This is a genomic window from Marinobacter sp. Arc7-DN-1 (assembly GCF_003441595.1).
Lineage (GTDB): Bacteria > Pseudomonadota > Gammaproteobacteria > Pseudomonadales > Oleiphilaceae > Marinobacter > Marinobacter metalliresistant.
Window position 1 is genome coordinate 2,761,116 of the sequence record NZ_CP031848.1, and the last position, 13,760, is coordinate 2,774,875.

General features: G+C 60.2%; 13 protein-coding genes. 2 read left to right on the plus strand and 11 right to left on the minus strand.

The window, feature by feature from the left end:
• Nucleotides 1-25: 25 nt before the first annotated feature.
• Nucleotides 26-634, plus strand: coding sequence for a gamma-glutamylcyclotransferase (locus D0851_RS12985; RefSeq protein WP_117619012.1), 609 nt, complete (start codon nt 26-28; stop codon nt 632-634).
• On the opposite strand, the gene D0851_RS12990 is transcribed toward D0851_RS12985, so the two are convergent.
• On the minus strand, nt 607-1,548 hold the full coding sequence (locus D0851_RS12990) for a DMT family transporter (protein WP_227539299.1): 942 nt from the start codon (nt 1,546-1,548) through the stop codon (nt 607-609). The two genes, D0851_RS12985 and D0851_RS12990, sit on opposite strands and share 28 nt — an antisense overlap.
• 228 nt (nt 1,549-1,776) lie before the next feature.
• On the opposite strand from D0851_RS12990, the gene D0851_RS12995 reads away from it, so the two are divergent.
• Nucleotides 1,777-2,724, plus strand: a complete 948-nt coding sequence (locus D0851_RS12995; RefSeq protein ID WP_117619013.1) for a LysR family transcriptional regulator — start codon at nt 1,777-1,779, stop codon at nt 2,722-2,724.
• On the opposite strand, the gene D0851_RS13000 is transcribed toward D0851_RS12995, so the two are convergent.
• From D0851_RS13000 to D0851_RS13045, 10 genes are all read right to left on the minus strand, one after another.
• Complete coding sequence (locus tag D0851_RS13000) at nt 2,721-3,671, minus strand: ornithine cyclodeaminase family protein (protein ID WP_117619014.1); 951 nt, start codon at nt 3,669-3,671, stop codon at nt 2,721-2,723. The genes D0851_RS12995 and D0851_RS13000 overlap by 4 nt on opposite strands.
• A 5-nt stretch (nt 3,672-3,676) precedes the next feature.
• Nucleotides 3,677-4,597: a branched-chain amino acid ABC transporter permease gene (locus tag D0851_RS13005; RefSeq protein WP_117619015.1), complete on the minus strand. Its 921-nt coding sequence runs from the start codon at nt 4,595-4,597 to the stop codon at nt 3,677-3,679.
• Nucleotides 4,598-4,602: 5 nt separating this feature from the next.
• The gene (locus D0851_RS13010) at nt 4,603-5,493 is read right to left on the minus strand and encodes a branched-chain amino acid ABC transporter permease (RefSeq protein ID WP_162893788.1); all 891 of its coding nucleotides are present in this window, start codon (nt 5,491-5,493) and stop codon (nt 4,603-4,605) included.
• A gap of 45 nt (nt 5,494-5,538) precedes the next feature.
• Entirely contained in the window at nt 5,539-6,756 is a 1,218-nt protein-coding gene (locus D0851_RS13015; RefSeq protein ID WP_117619017.1) for an ABC transporter substrate-binding protein, read from the minus strand.
• Nucleotides 6,757-6,820: 64 nt separating this feature from the next.
• Entirely contained in the window at nt 6,821-7,540 is a 720-nt protein-coding gene (locus D0851_RS13020) for an ABC transporter ATP-binding protein (RefSeq protein ID WP_117619018.1), read from the minus strand.
• On the minus strand, nt 7,530-8,318 hold the full coding sequence (locus D0851_RS13025; protein ID WP_205422204.1) for an ABC transporter ATP-binding protein: 789 nt from the start codon (nt 8,316-8,318) through the stop codon (nt 7,530-7,532). The genes D0851_RS13020 and D0851_RS13025 overlap by 11 nt, the downstream gene beginning before the upstream one ends.
• 192 nt (nt 8,319-8,510) lie before the next feature.
• Nucleotides 8,511-9,281 carry an ABC transporter permease gene (locus D0851_RS13030; RefSeq protein ID WP_117619019.1) on the minus strand — a complete coding sequence of 257 codons (771 nt, stop codon included), beginning with the start codon at nt 9,279-9,281 and terminating at the stop codon, nt 8,511-8,513.
• A gap of 2 nt (nt 9,282-9,283) precedes the next feature.
• The gene (locus D0851_RS13035) at nt 9,284-10,267 is read right to left on the minus strand and encodes an ABC transporter substrate-binding protein (RefSeq protein WP_117619020.1); all 984 of its coding nucleotides are present in this window, start codon (nt 10,265-10,267) and stop codon (nt 9,284-9,286) included.
• The gene (locus tag D0851_RS13040) at nt 10,264-11,034 is read right to left on the minus strand and encodes an ABC transporter ATP-binding protein (RefSeq protein WP_117619021.1); all 771 of its coding nucleotides are present in this window, start codon (nt 11,032-11,034) and stop codon (nt 10,264-10,266) included. Before D0851_RS13040 ends, D0851_RS13035 begins: the two co-directional genes overlap by 4 nt.
• A gap of 214 nt (nt 11,035-11,248) precedes the next feature.
• Nucleotides 11,249-13,750: an acyl-CoA dehydrogenase gene (locus tag D0851_RS13045; protein WP_117619022.1), complete on the minus strand. Its 2,502-nt coding sequence runs from the start codon at nt 13,748-13,750 to the stop codon at nt 11,249-11,251.
• Nucleotides 13,751-13,760: the final 10 nt, after the last annotated feature.

A 13,760-nucleotide genomic window follows, 5' to 3' on the forward strand; every position in this document is an offset into this window, starting at 1 on the left:
TCTTTTTTCCGCAGTGGGGTCTGTGATGTCCGCCAACACCATTGAGCATAATCGCAACCGGTACAACTTCTCCGGCGTTGAGTCGATCTGGCTGTTCGGCTACGGCTCGCTGATCTACAAGGTGGATTTCCCGTTCCTGGAGCGGCGCCCGGCCTCGATTCGTGGCTGGGATCGGCGGTTCTGGCAGGGCTCCCACGATCACCGGGGCACGCCGGAAGCGCCGGGCCGGGTGGTGACCCTGGTGGAGAAGCCCGGTGCCGTCTGCAAGGGCATGGCGTTCCGGGTGTCGCCCAATGTCTTCGAGCACCTGGACGTACGGGAAAAGAACGGTTACCTCCGCTTCAGCACTACCCTCACGTTCGAGGACGGCAGCCATGCCGGAGGTCTGGTTTACATTGCTACTGAAGACAACGAAGCCTTCCTCGGCCACGCGCCGGAGGCAGATATCGCCCGTCAGATTGCCTTGGCGACTGGTCCCAGCGGCCCCAATGCGGAGTATCTTCTGAGGCTGGCGGAATCGCTGCGCGCCCTTGGCGCCGATTGTCCCCACACCTTTGCCATTGAATCCCATCTTCGGTCTTCCGCCAGAGGCGCGGATTGGCCGGATCATTCACGACACTCACGTGCTGATTGAATCGTCGCGCCGCTGAGTGGACCAGTGCTATGCCGCGGCACCGGGGCGGGATTGAAACCCCGGGCCGGTGACCTGCGCCTTTGCTGCAGGCCGATCAGCAGCAAGGGCACCACAATCATCAGGCTGCCGGCCAGGAACCAGAGGTCCGGCACTTCTCCGAACCAGATCCAGCCAATGCCCACGGCCCAGATCAGCCCGGTGTATTCGGCGCTGGTGACTTGGTTGGCATCCACCTGGCGGTAGGCCAGCAGCACGGTGATGTTGTAGCCCAGGATGAACAGGGCAGACCCCATGGCGCTGATGAGCATCCCTGAATTCCATTGTGCGCCTTCCCACCAGGCCAGGGCGCCGGCCGCTGGCAGAATCAGCAGGTAGTTCAGGAACAGTTTGTGGACGGTAGTCTGCTGTTTCGGGAGCTGGCGGACCAATACGGCATTGATGGCCAGGGCAAACGCGGACGCCAGAGCTGCGACGGCGGCCCAGTTGAATTCCACCGGCCGGAGGATCAATACGATGCCAGCAAAACCGCTGAACACGGCGGTCACACTCAGCGGCGTCAGTTTCTCCCGGAACAGGAAAACGGAGAGCACCATAACCAGAATGGGCGCTGCGTAGAAGACGGCATTGGCGGTGGCCAGCGGCAGGTTGCCGAGGGCGATGACCATGCAGATGATCCCGGCCAGGTGGATGTGGGCCCGGAAAGCGTGGATTTTCAGGCCGGCGAAGAGATTCTTCCGGTCCAGTTGTCCTGCCAGGGGCAGCAGGAATGCCAGTGTGATCAGGCTGCGCAGGAAGGCAAACTGGAACACCGGTGCGCCGGGCTCGAGCAGTTTTATGAATACGTCAGAAATCAACGCCATGGCGTTGCCGATGATCAGCAGCACAATGGCACTGTTTACGGTTTTTCCTGACATATTCTTTTCCTCCGTTCTCAAACCCTGAGTGCATGAGCCCAGGCAGGAAATGGCTTCCGAAAACCGCTGTGAATACGTCCCTGTACGCTTGCTTTCCGCCATCCATGGCTCCAAGCATTTTCGGAAGCCATTTCCTGCCTGGTCTCCCCTAACTCGCAGTGAGAGTCTATTTGGGTTTTAATATCCGATAAAATGATCTTTATTTAACCGGTATTAGAAAAATAGATAATGAAGCTGCCACCCCTGAAAGCCCTGCCCGTATTCGAAGCCGTTGCCCGCCTCAACAGCTTTTCACTCGCTGCCGATGAACTGGCGGTAGGCCAGAGTGCGGTCAGTCATCAGATCAAACAGCTGGAAACCTACCTGGGGGAGCAGTTGTTCTGGCGCAGTGGGCGAACTCTTTCGTTGACCGACGAAGGCCGGCAGTACCTGGATGCGGTCAGTTCGGCCCTGTTGCAGATTGAACGGGCCAGTGAACAGTTGCTGGGGCATGAGGAGTCGCGGTTGCGGTTGTCGGTGTTCAGTTCGTTTGCAGTGCGCTGGATGGTGCCAAGGTTGCCGGATTTGCAGCGGTTGCATCCGCAGCTGGATCTGGCGCTGGAGATGAGCAGTGAGAATCCGGTGTTGTCGGACCGGGTGGCGGACTGCTTCATAACCATCCACAAGGACTCACCGGCTTACAGCTATGAGTTGCTGTATGTGGAGCGTCTGTTTCCCGTGTGCAGTCAGGATTACTGGCAGAAAATCCGCCGGGAGCTGGGCCTGGAAGGGGTCGATGGTGATGATATCTCACTGACACCCGCGGACATTTCCCGTTTCCCGTTGTTATCGACCCACAGCATTTTCGACCGTGCCGCGGGTGACTGGGAGGTTTGGTACAAGGCCGTCGAACAGCTAATTCCGCGGCACGCCCGGGTTCAGCATTTCAGCCACATGTTGCTGGCGCTGGAAGCGGCCCGGTTCCATCAGGGTATCGCGCTCACCAACGACTACATGCTGAGCACGCGTAAGGATTCGGAGGACTTTGTCCGGTTGCCGTGCCATCCGGTGATGACTGGGGACCAGTTCTACTTTGCCTGGAAAACCAGCCGGCGCCAGGAGCGGGGTATTCAGTTGTTGCGACGCTGGCTGGTGAGTCAGGCCATCGAGGGTGGGCTTCGGGGTGAGGCGAATTAGCCAGACGGGACACTGCGTTCCAGGGTTTCCCAGACTTCGATGGCGGCGGCCAGGTCTTCCAGCGAGGCGCCCACGGATTTGAACAGGGTGATGGCGTCATCACTCGTGCGTCCCGGTTTGTCGCCCCGCAGCAGTTCCGCCAGTTCGGCCCGCAGGTCGGTCTTGCGGAACGCGCCTTCGTCGATGGCCTGGAGAATGTCGCCGGCCTCGCCCAGGGCACCGGCGTAGGTGTCGACAAAGACCTGGCTGTGGGCCAGGCACTGACTGTCGGTTTCCCGCATGGAGGGCCGGAATGCGCCCACCAGATCCAGGTGGCTGCCAGGTTGCAGCCATTCACCCCGGATCAGCGGTTCGGTCGACAGGGTGGCGCAGCTGATGATGTCTGCCTCGGGTACTGCGGTTTCCAGATCGGTTACCGCCTCACAGTCGAACCGGTCGCGGAATGTGTCGGCCAGGGCTTTTGCCTTGTCCGGGTTTCGGCCCCAGATCCGTACGGTATCGATGGGCCGGACGGCCGCGTGAGCCTCAACCAGCATTGGCGCCAGTTTGCCGGTGCCGACCACCAGCAACGATTTGGCATCGTGCCGTGCCAGTTCGCGGGCGGCCAGGGCTGAGGCCGCGGCGGTCCGTCGGCTGGTCAGGGCGCTGCCGTCGATACACGCGAGCGGAGTGCCATGTTCGCCTTCGCACAGGATGTACAGACCCGAGATGGCGGGCAGGCCGGCGTTGGCGTTCTGGGGAAACACGTTGACCATTTTCATGCCGATGTAACCTGTTTTTTCCCAGGCCGGCATCAGGAGCATGGTGGCCTCACCGTCCGGGCGGTGCATGGCGTGATGATGTCGTGGCGGCGCTTCCACTCCCTCGCGAAACGTGGTGGCGAGACGTTCAATCAGTGCCGGCCATGCCAGTGCGCCGGCCACCTCCTGTGCAGAAATAACCCGCATAGACCTTAACCCTGTTTACGACTGGCCAGTCGCTGGATTTCACCGATGATGCCGCGGCGGAATACCATGACGCAGACCACGAAGATGGTGCCGAGTATGACCTGTACCCAGGAGCCAAAGGCGGACAGCTCGTGGCTGAGGGCTCCCACGGTGATGGCACCCACCACCGGGCCGAATACCGTGCCCAGGCCGCCGACCAGGGTCATCAGGATGACCTCACCGGAGGTTTGCCAGTGGGCGTTGGTGAGCGCTGCGAACTGGAAAATGATCGCCTTGGTGGCGCCGGCCAGCCCGGCCAGGGTGGCGGATATCACGAAGGCCAGCAGTTTGAAGTGATCGACATCGTAGCCCAGCGACAGCGCGCGCGATTCGTTTTCCCGGATCGCCTGCAGCACTTCGCCGAACGGCGAATTGATGGTGCGGTAGATGATGCCGAAGCCAACGAGGAAGATGGCGAACACGAAGTAATACATGGCGAGGGAGTTGTTCAGGTCGATCAGGCCGAACAGGTGCCCCCGGGGAATGCCTTGCAGGCCGTTTTCGCCGCCGGTGAAGGGCATCTGCAGGGCCAGGAAGTAAATGATCTGGGCCAGTGCCAGGGTCACCATGGCGAAGTAAATGCCCTGGCGGCGTATGGCCAGGAACCCGAAGGCCGCGCCGAGCACCATGGCAAACCCCGCGCCGGCGAGTATGCCAAGCAGCGGGGTAAAGCCCCATTCCTTGGTGACGTAACCGGTGATGTAGGCGGCGCCGCCGAAGAACGCAGCGTGGCCGAACGAGAGCAGGCCGGCATAGCCCAGCAACAGGTTGAAGGCAGAGGCGAACAGGGCAAAGCACAGCAGGTCCATGACGAACACCGGGTAGGCGAACAGTGGCGCTGTCAGGCCTGCCACCAGCATGAGGATAAAGAGGATGCGGTTGGTCATGGCGCTTACTTCTCCTTACCAAACAGGCCGGCGGGGCGGAACAGCAGAACCAGCACCATGAGGAAGAAAATCACGGTACTGGCGGCGGGCGGGTAGAACACCTTGGTCAGCCCTTCAACCAGGCCCAGGGCCAGGCCGGAGAGGATGGCGCCCATGATCGAGCCCATGCCGCCGATGACCACCACGGCAAACACCACGATGATCAGGTCGGCCCCCATCAGCGGGCTGACGGAGTAGATGGGAGCGGCCAGAACCCCGGCCAGGCCAGCCAGGCCAGCACCGAAGGCGAAGGTCAGGGTGACCATGAGGGGAACATTCAGGCCGAAGGCCTGGGTCAGGTCGGGGTTTTCTACGCCGGCCCGCAACCGGGACCCGAGCTTGGTGTGTTCGATGACCCACCAGGTGAGGAAACAGACCACCAGGGAAAACACAATGGCAAACAGGCGGTACGTGGGGAAGTACATAAAGCCAAGATTGACCACGCCACTGAGGCTCTCCGGCTGGCCCGGGTAGGGGGTGCCGGAGACGTTGAAATAGTTGGAAAACAGACCCTGCAGAATCAGCGTGATACCGAAGGTCAGCAGCAGCCCGTAGATGTGATCCAGAGCGTACAGACGCCGGAGCAGAAGGCGTTCAATGAGAACCCCCAGCAGCCCGACCAGCACGGGCACCAGAATCAGGGACGCCCAGAAGCCGATCTGAACGCTGATACCAAACCATTGCTCCAGAAAGGAGTAGCCAATCAATGCGATGAAGGCACCGAGCATGTACATGGCGCCATGGGCAAAGTTGATGATATTGAGCAGTCCGAATATCACCGCAAGCCCGAGGCTCAACATGGCGTAGAACACACCGACATTAAGCCCAAGCAGCGCCTGGGCCAGGATGACCTGCATCGACACGTTGGCTATCTCCTCTTTAAGTGGTGGTCAAACCGTGTGTTAGTTAACCAGCGAACATTTGGTGTCTGCCATCGAGATGTAGGCCTGGTCGGCGGGAATCTTTGAGATCACGTTCAGCAAGTCCCACTCACTTTTCGATTCCGACGGTTTCTTCACTTCCACCAGGTACATGTCGTGCAGCATGGAGCCGTTGGGTGCGATTTTTCCGCCCTTCACGAACATGTCGTTCAGGGTCATTTCCCCCAACTTGGCGCGAACCGTGTCGGTATCGTCCGTTCCGGTCTCCTTAACCGCGTTCAGGTAGTTGGTCACCGCCGAATAGACACCCGCCTGGACCATCGTTGGCATGGCACCATGGCGCTCATTGAATCGATTGGACCACGCTTTGGTTTCGTCGTTCTGGTTCCAGACAAACGCGGTGGTGAACTGCAGGCCCTGGGCAATGTCGAGACCCATACTGTGCACATCGGTTAGAAATACCAGCATGCCAGCCAGTTTCTGGCCACTCTGGACGATCCTGAACTGGTTGGCCTGTTTGATGGCGTTCACGGTGTCCTGGCCCGCGTTGGCAAGCCCGATGACATCGGCACCGGATGATTGCGCCTGCAGCAGATAGGAGGAGAAGTCGTTGGTGGACAGCGGCGCGTTGACGTTGCCAACCACTTCACCGCCCAGGCTCTCCACTACCGCGCCGGTGTTGTCCCGCAGGGAGTGGCCGAAGGCATAGTCAGCGGTGATAAAAAACCAGCTCTTACCGCCGTTCTTGACCATGGCCGTGGCCGTGCCCACGGGTAACGCGTGGGTGTCGTAGACATAGTGAATGCCGTAGGGCGTGCACTGCTCCTCGGTGAGGGCCGTGGTGCCGGCGCCGGTGTTCATGGTGATGATCTTCTTGTCCTTGGCCAGTCCCTGAACCGACAGGGCCACCGAGGAGTTGTCGAGGGCGGTGATCATGTCGACTTCCTTGGCGTCGATCCATTCCCGGGCAGTACTGGCGCCGATGTCGGGCTTGTTCTGGTGATCAGCAGAGATGATTTCGATTGGTTTGCCCATAACCGAGCCACCGAAGTCTTCGATGGCCATTTGGGCCGCGATAACGGCGCCCGGGCCCTCCAGGGACTTGTAGACCCCGGACATGTCACTGAGTACACCGATTTTGACCTTGTCGTCAGACAAAGCTCCGGCTGCGGTTAGCGGCAAAGTTAGTGTTGCTGCAGTCACAGCGCCGACCAGTCCTTGTTTCCAGTGCTTGAACATAGTGGGTATCCTTTTGTTATTAGATTCCGGGTCGGACCGGCGAAGGCGGTCCAGGCCCACAGGCTCAGACACTCAGGTGTCTGTTCAACTGCTCTTTTTTGGCCTCGAGATCGGCCGCATCAATCTGCTCTACCACCTGACCATGCTCGATCACATAGTGTCGATCGGCCAGAGGCGCGGCAAAGCGGAAATTCTGCTCCACCAAAATGATCGTGAAGCCCTTTTCCCTCAGTTTGCGAATGACATCATCCAGGGCTCTCAGGATCACCGGAGCAAGCCCCTCGGTAATTTCGTCCAGCAACAGCAGGTTGGCACCGGTGCGCAGGATGCGGGCAATGGCCAGCATCTGCTGTTCACCCCCGGAGAGCTTGGAGCCCTGGCTTTTCCGCCGCTCCCTGAGGTTCGGGAACATGGTGTAGATGTCATCCACCGACAGGCCACCCTCGGCGACCATCGGGGGCAGTTCCAGGTTTTCGTCGACATTGAGTGAAGCAAAAATACCACGCTCTTCCGGGCAATAGCCGAGCTTGCCGACATGGGCAATCCGGTGTGTGGGCATGTCGATGATTTCAGTGCCATGGATTTTGATAGAACCGGTGCGACGGCCCACCAGGCCCAGAATGGCCTTCAGGGTGGTGGTGCGCCCGGACCCGTTACGGCCCAGCAGCGTAATCACCTCGCCTTCGTGCAGCGTCAGGTTCATGCCGTGGAGAATGTGGGACTCGCCGTACCAGGCGTGCAGGTTCTCGATTCGGAGTAACTCCGGGCGTTGATCAGGCGGCATCGGTGGTCCCCATGTACGCTTCCATCACGGCTGGGTTGGTGGAGACGGTGTCGTAATCACCTTCCGCCAGTACCTCGCCCCGGTTAAGCACGGTGATGGTGTCGGCCAGGGTGGCGACCACATTCAGGTTGTGCTCTACCATCACAATGGTCCGGCCCTCGACCACTCGTCTGATCAGATCGGTGACCGTACCCACATCCTCGGAACTCATGCCCTGGGTGGGCTCGTCCAGCAGCATCAGCCGGGGCTTCAGAGCAATAGTGGTGGCAATTTCCAGGGCCCGCTTCTGGCCGTAAGGCAGCTCGACCGCCCTGGTGTCGGCATAGGCGCCAAGCTCCACCAGCTCCAGGGTTGCCTGGGCTTCTTCATTCAGTTGGTCCAGCACCCGCTTGGAACGCCAGAACTGGTAAGAAACCCCCAGTGTGCGCTGCAGGGCAATGCGTACATTTTCCCGGGCAGACAGGTGCGGAAACACCGCCGAGATCTGGAACGAGCGAATCATGCCTTGCTGGGCGATGCCAGCGGGCCGGGAGTGGGTGATGTCTTTACCGTCGTAGATGATCTGGCCCGCACTGGGCCTGAGAAACTGGGTCAGCAGGTTGAAAAAAGTGGTTTTGCCGGCACCGTTGGGGCCAATGAGGGCATGGATGCTCCCCGTCTCCACTTTTACGCTGACGTTGTTGATGGCGGTAAAGCCCTTGAAATCCTTTTGCAAATTCCGGGTTTCGAGGATGATCGGGGAAGGCGTTGTCTGTTCGCCCGCAGCCTGGTCGTTCACGGAAATACACCCCTTTCGGTTCAAGTCGGCGACGGGTGCGCCGTAGGTTCGTTATTATTGGTTATTCAAAATTTTTCTGAAAAGGTTGCAGATACTGCCAATTGAACTGACATTCAGTAATAGTCGGGGAGTGTGGAGTCTGTCAAGAAAAGAGGGGGAGGCAGGGCGCCTCCCGGAGAGCGGAAACCGGTTTTACAGATACTGGTAGCGCAGCAGCCGGTGCTTGATGCGTTCGAGGACGACCTGGTCGATCACCGCAGCCAGCACCGCGATGACCAGAATGTTGGTCATTACACCGGTCATGTCGGCGATTTCGCCGGAGTAGGCCAGGGATTTGCCCAGGCCGGCACTGAAACCGACGATCATTTCGGCGGAAATCAATGCCCGCCAGGCGTTGCCGAAGGCCAGTTGAGCGCCGGTGATCAGTTCCGGTGTCACCGCCGGGAAATAGACCCGCTTGAGCATCTGCAGCTTCGAAGCGCCCATCACCCGGGCGGCGGAGATATGCACTTTTTCCACGCTCTCGGTGGCGTTCATCACGCTCAGAGCGGTGGGGAAAAAGGCACCAATGGCCACCACCACGATGATCGGCAGGTTGCCGAATCCCATCAGGATCAGGAACAGCGGCACCCAGGCAATGGAGGGAATCGACTGCAGAATGATGATGGCGGCTTTCAGTGGGCTGCGAACCGCGTTCAGGGTGCCGCCCACCAGCCCGATCAGGATGCCGAGCACGATTGCGGAGCCGTAACCGGCACCCAGGCGGGTCATGCTGTTGCCCAGCCCTTCCCAGAAGGTCGGGTTGTTGAACTCTTCCCACAGACGGACAAAGGCGGCGGGAACGTCCGGCATCAGGAAGTCCGGCAGGAACCAGGCGGCCACCTGCCAGAAGAACAGAATGACGGCGATGGCGACCACATAGGCCCGTTTGCTGGCGACGCCGGCGGTTTGATTAGTACTCATGCTTAAAGCTCACGGGCCTTCTGCCAGGACAGATCGAGCAGCGAGTCAACGTCGAAATCGCTGTCTGCCGGAAGAATGCCCTGGGCCTGCATGATGCCGGCCAGTTCCTTCATCCGGTTGATGTCGTCCCCGGTCAGTTTCGCGCTGAAATCATTGGTCTGGATGGCCTGGGCAATGACGTCCACGGCAGGAACCTTGCCCTGGTTGCGTGATTCGACGAACTCATCCTTGATGAAATACTCGGTGATCAGCGGCGCCGCTGTCGCGGGTTCGCTTTCAAGCATGTCAATGGCCTCGCGCTGGGCATCCAGCGCCGCCCAGAGAACGTCTTTCCGGTTCTTCAGGGTGTCGGCGGAGGTGATGACCACCATGCACGGGAACGGCCAGACTTCGCCGATTTCATAGATCTGCTTGACCGGCGCCACCAGCCGGGCAATACGGTCGTAGGGCTCGAACAGGAAGGCCGCATCCACCCGGCCGCCAACCAGGGACTGAACGGCGACAGCCGGTGCCACACCCATGATGTTCAGATCACCGGGCTGGAGGCCGGCGTTGTCGAGCATCACGCCTTTGAGCACGATGTCGGCGGTGCTGCCCTGCTTCTGGGAAGCCAGGTTTTTGCCTTTCAGGTCCGCCACCGATTCAATGCCGGAATCGTCACGCACCAGCAGGGAGTGGTAGCCGCGCTGGGCGCCACCAACGATTTTCAGGTCCGCCCCGCGGGACGCCCAGGTAAAGGCGTTGGAGAAACCAAGCACACCAATATCGAGCTGGCCGCCCACGATGCCCTTGATCAGGTCGGTGCCGGAGCTGAATTCGATCAGTCTGGCATCCAGGCCGTACTTCTCATACAGCCCGGCCTCATAGGCCAGCATGGCCTGGGCATCGTCCATAACCCGGACGTAACCGACCCGGAATTCTTCTGCCGCATTAACCGGACTGGCGATCACCAGTGCCAGGGCAGCCGTAACTAACCAGCGGATCATACAGTTTCTCCTTTCTCAACAGGGGTTGAGGTTGTGTCGGTGTCGATACCGAGCAGGTTCAGAACGTCGCGACGGATATCGGCGAATGCTGACAGGTCGTGGGTTTTGGGAATGTGGCCCAGGGTAATTTCCTTGAGCACAACGGCTGGGCGGTTGCTGAACACCAGCACCCGGTCGGCCAGGTACAGGGCTTCGTCGACATCGTGGGTGACCAGGACCACCGTCGGACGCTCTTCCTCGATCAGGTCTTTCAGCACGCTTTGCAGGGTCATCCGTGTGAGGGCATCGAGGGCGCCAAACGGTTCATCCAGCAGCAGCACCTGGGGCCGGGCAATGAAGGCCCGCGCCAGGGCACAACGCTGGCGCATGCCACCGGACACCTGGTGCGGGTAATAGTCCTCGAAACCGGTGAGTTTTACCCGGCCCAGCCATTTGTGGGCATCTTCCCGGGCGGCCTGCTTTGGCTGGTTCTGGAATTCCAGGGCCAGAGCCACGTTCTCGAGCAGCGTCATCCACGGGTAGAGAGCGTGTTCCTGAAACACCAGGGTCCGCTCCGGTGAGGGGTTCGAGACGCTTTTGCCATCGGCCGTCAGCGTACCGGTAGAGGCACCCTGCAAGCCCGCGACCATGTGCAGCAGGGTGGACTTGCCGCAGCCGGACGGGCCAACGAGCGCCACTATTTCTCCGGTTTGGATGGTGGTGTCGAACTGTTTGATCACGTTCAGGTCGCCAAAGCTTTTGGTCACCTGGTCGAAATGGAGTTCCATATAACCCGCCAGAATATGTTTATATTCTAAAAAAGAATAACTAATCTCTATTTTATAACTACGAAGCGTTGTATAAAAGTGGATTATGCACTTTTACCTATTCGAGGACACTGGCGGGGAATCCCGGCTGGGGAATTGCGCCAGTTCTGCAAGGAGATAAGATCAGAGTGAAGTGGCCGGGCCGTGAGAGCGGCCCGGCAGGCAGAGACTGGACTCACTCCCGGGCGGGGCGCTCAACGACCTTGCGTTTGCCCTTGGCACAACGGGACAGGGCCTTAAGGCCATCACCATCGAAGGCATCTACACGGATAACGTCATAGAGCGCCGTCAGCGCCTCCAGCAGCTTGTCGCACTCATCCGCCTTGACGACGCCCTCGGCGCAGGCCCAGTCCACCAGTTCCTTGCGTTGGTGGCCCATCAGCAGGGCGATGCCATCCAGTTCGTCTTCGTTCCGGTTGCGGATTGCTTCATGCAGCCGGCTGCGCATCTCTGCGGTCTCGTTGGCCAGTCTGTAGGCATTGAGTACCCGCCCCAGGGGATCTTCCGGGTCCATGGTGGTGTAGGCGCCACGGCTGATCCGCTGACGCACGGGGGTGTCCTTCACAATACTTTCAGCCACTCTGGCGCCGAGCTTGTCGTCCGGACCATTGAGCCCGGTGGCGCCCAACGGGAATACCAGCAGGCGCAGTGGCCAGCGCAGGGCCGGAACCGGGAAGTTGATGATGGCTTCGCGCATGGAACCCTGAAGATCCCGCAGGCAGGTTTTCAGGCACCATTCCACCAGTGGTCGCTGGTCATCCGGGTAGCCCTCCTCGTGCCATTGTTTGATCACGGCAGTGGCGTAGTACAGGTGTACCAGGCAGTCTGCCATGCGGCCTGAGAGCCGTTGCCGGGCCTTGAGGCCGCCACCTACCGTCAGCAGGGTCACGTCGGTCATCAGCGCGAATGCGGCCGAGAACCGGGCCAGTTGCCGGTAGCAGGGCTTGATATCACCCTGGCGCGGCACCGATTCGATCCAGCCCCGGGTCAGGCCCAGCAGCAAGGCCCGCAGGGCGTTGCGGGTGGTATGGGCCAGGTGGCGGTAGAAAATGCCGTCGAATGTCTTCGCGGCCTTGTCTTCATCCTCCATGCCGGCCGCTTCGATTTCCTCCACGATAAAGGGATGGCAGCGGATGGAGCCCTGGCCGAAGATCATCAGGCTGCGGGTGAGGATGTTGGCGCCCTCCACGGTGATGCCAATGGGCACCGCCTGGTAGGCCCGGGCCAGGAAATTGCGCGGGCCGGTGATCACGCCCCGGCCCGCCACAACATCCATGGCGTGGTTGATCACTTCCCGCATCAGGTCGGTGTTGCGGTACTTCAGCACGGCCGAGGGCACGGAGGGCCTGCCCCCCCGGTCGAGCATACCGGAAGTGAGCAGCCGGGCCGCGTCCATCATGTAAGTGTAGCCGGCAATTGGCTCCAGGGCTTCCTGTACGCCCTCAAACTGGCTGATGGAACGGCCGAACTGCTCCCGGGTGTAAGCGTAGGACCCGGTGGCAAGGCTGGCCACCTTGCCGGCGCCGGTGCCCAGGGCGGGCAGGGAGATGGAACGGCCGATGGAGAGGCACTCCAGCAGCATGGTCCAGCCCTTGCCGAGCATGTCCTGGCCGCCGATGACCTGGTCCATGGGAATGAAGACATCGCTGCCCCAGGTTGGCCCGTTCATGAACACGGTGTTCATGGGCAGGTGGCGGGCGCCGGCATTGACGCCCTCGGTCTCCCGCGGGACCAGCACGCAGGTCACACCGATCTCATCATTATCGCCGAGCAGCTTGTCCGGGTCATAGACCTTGATGGCCAGGCCAATCAGTGTGGCCACCGGTGCCAGGGTAATATAGCGCTTGTTCCAGGTGACCTTCAGGCCCAGTACTTCCTTGCCGTTCCATTCACCCGTGCAGACGATGCCCTTGTCCGGAATGGCGCCTGCATCGGAGCCGGCCACCGGCGAGGTCAGGGCAAAGCACGGAATCTCGTCGCCGCCGGCCAGTCTTGGCAGGTAGTGCTTTTTCTGCTCATCGGTGCCGTAGTGCATCAGCAGCTCGCCGGGGCCCAGCGAATTGGGCACCATCACGGTGACGGCGGCCGACACACTGCGGGTGGAGATTTTCATCACGATTTCCGAGTGGGCGGTGTTGGAGAAACCCAGGCCACCGTCCTCTTTCGGGATCACCAGGCCGAAAAAACCCTTTTCCCGGATGAATTTCCAGACCTTGTCCGGCAGGTCGTACTGTTCGTGGGTAATTTTCCAATCGTCCAGCATGGCGCAGAGCTTTTCCACCGGGCCATCCAGAAAGGCCTGCTCGTCGCTGGTGAGGTGTGCCGGTTTGGCGTCCAGCAGTTTGTTCCATTTGGGGTTGCCGGAGAAGAGTTCGCCGTCCCAGTCCACAGAGCCGGATTTCAGGGCTTCGGCTTCGGTATCCGAGAGCTTTGGCAGGCGGCTGCGAACCCAGCCAAGCAGCGGTCGGCTGAGCTTGTCGAGCCGTAAATCGCCGGGAACCGCCAGAATCAGGGCCAGGGCCAGCAGAGCGCCACCGAAAAGGATGCTGAGAATGTGCCAGTCATCCTGAAACAGACCGATAACTGTGGCAATGGACATCACCAAAGCAGCTGTGGTGCCGCCGATACCCAGATAAATCAGTATCAGGGCACTGATCAGCAGGAACAGAACACTCATGGGGCAGACC

Coding starts and splice junctions, on each gene's coding strand:
- D0851_RS13030 (WP_117619019.1), bottom strand. CDS start 9,281: ATGAGTACTAATCAAACCGCCGGCGTCGCCAGCAAACGGGCCTATGTG.
- D0851_RS13000 (WP_117619014.1), bottom strand. CDS start 3,671: ATGCGGGTTATTTCTGCACAGGAGGTGGCCGGCGCACTGGCATGGCCG.
- D0851_RS13040 (WP_117619021.1), bottom strand. CDS start 11,034: ATGGAACTCCATTTCGACCAGGTGACCAAAAGCTTTGGCGACCTGAAC.
- D0851_RS13005 (WP_117619015.1), bottom strand. CDS start 4,597: ATGACCAACCGCATCCTCTTTATCCTCATGCTGGTGGCAGGCCTGACA.
- D0851_RS12985 (WP_117619012.1), top strand. CDS start 26: ATGTCCGCCAACACCATTGAGCATAATCGCAACCGGTACAACTTCTCC.
- D0851_RS12990 (WP_227539299.1), bottom strand. CDS start 1,548: ATGTCAGGAAAAACCGTAAACAGTGCCATTGTGCTGCTGATCATCGGC.
- D0851_RS13045 (WP_117619022.1), bottom strand. CDS start 13,750: ATGAGTGTTCTGTTCCTGCTGATCAGTGCCCTGATACTGATTTATCTG.
- D0851_RS13035 (WP_117619020.1), bottom strand. CDS start 10,267: ATGATCCGCTGGTTAGTTACGGCTGCCCTGGCACTGGTGATCGCCAGT.
- D0851_RS12995 (WP_117619013.1), top strand. CDS start 1,777: ATGAAGCTGCCACCCCTGAAAGCCCTGCCCGTATTCGAAGCCGTTGCC.
- D0851_RS13015 (WP_117619017.1), bottom strand. CDS start 6,756: ATGTTCAAGCACTGGAAACAAGGACTGGTCGGCGCTGTGACTGCAGCA.
- D0851_RS13020 (WP_117619018.1), bottom strand. CDS start 7,540: ATGCCGCCTGATCAACGCCCGGAGTTACTCCGAATCGAGAACCTGCAC.
- D0851_RS13010 (WP_162893788.1), bottom strand. CDS start 5,493: ATGCAGGTCATCCTGGCCCAGGCGCTGCTTGGGCTTAATGTCGGTGTG.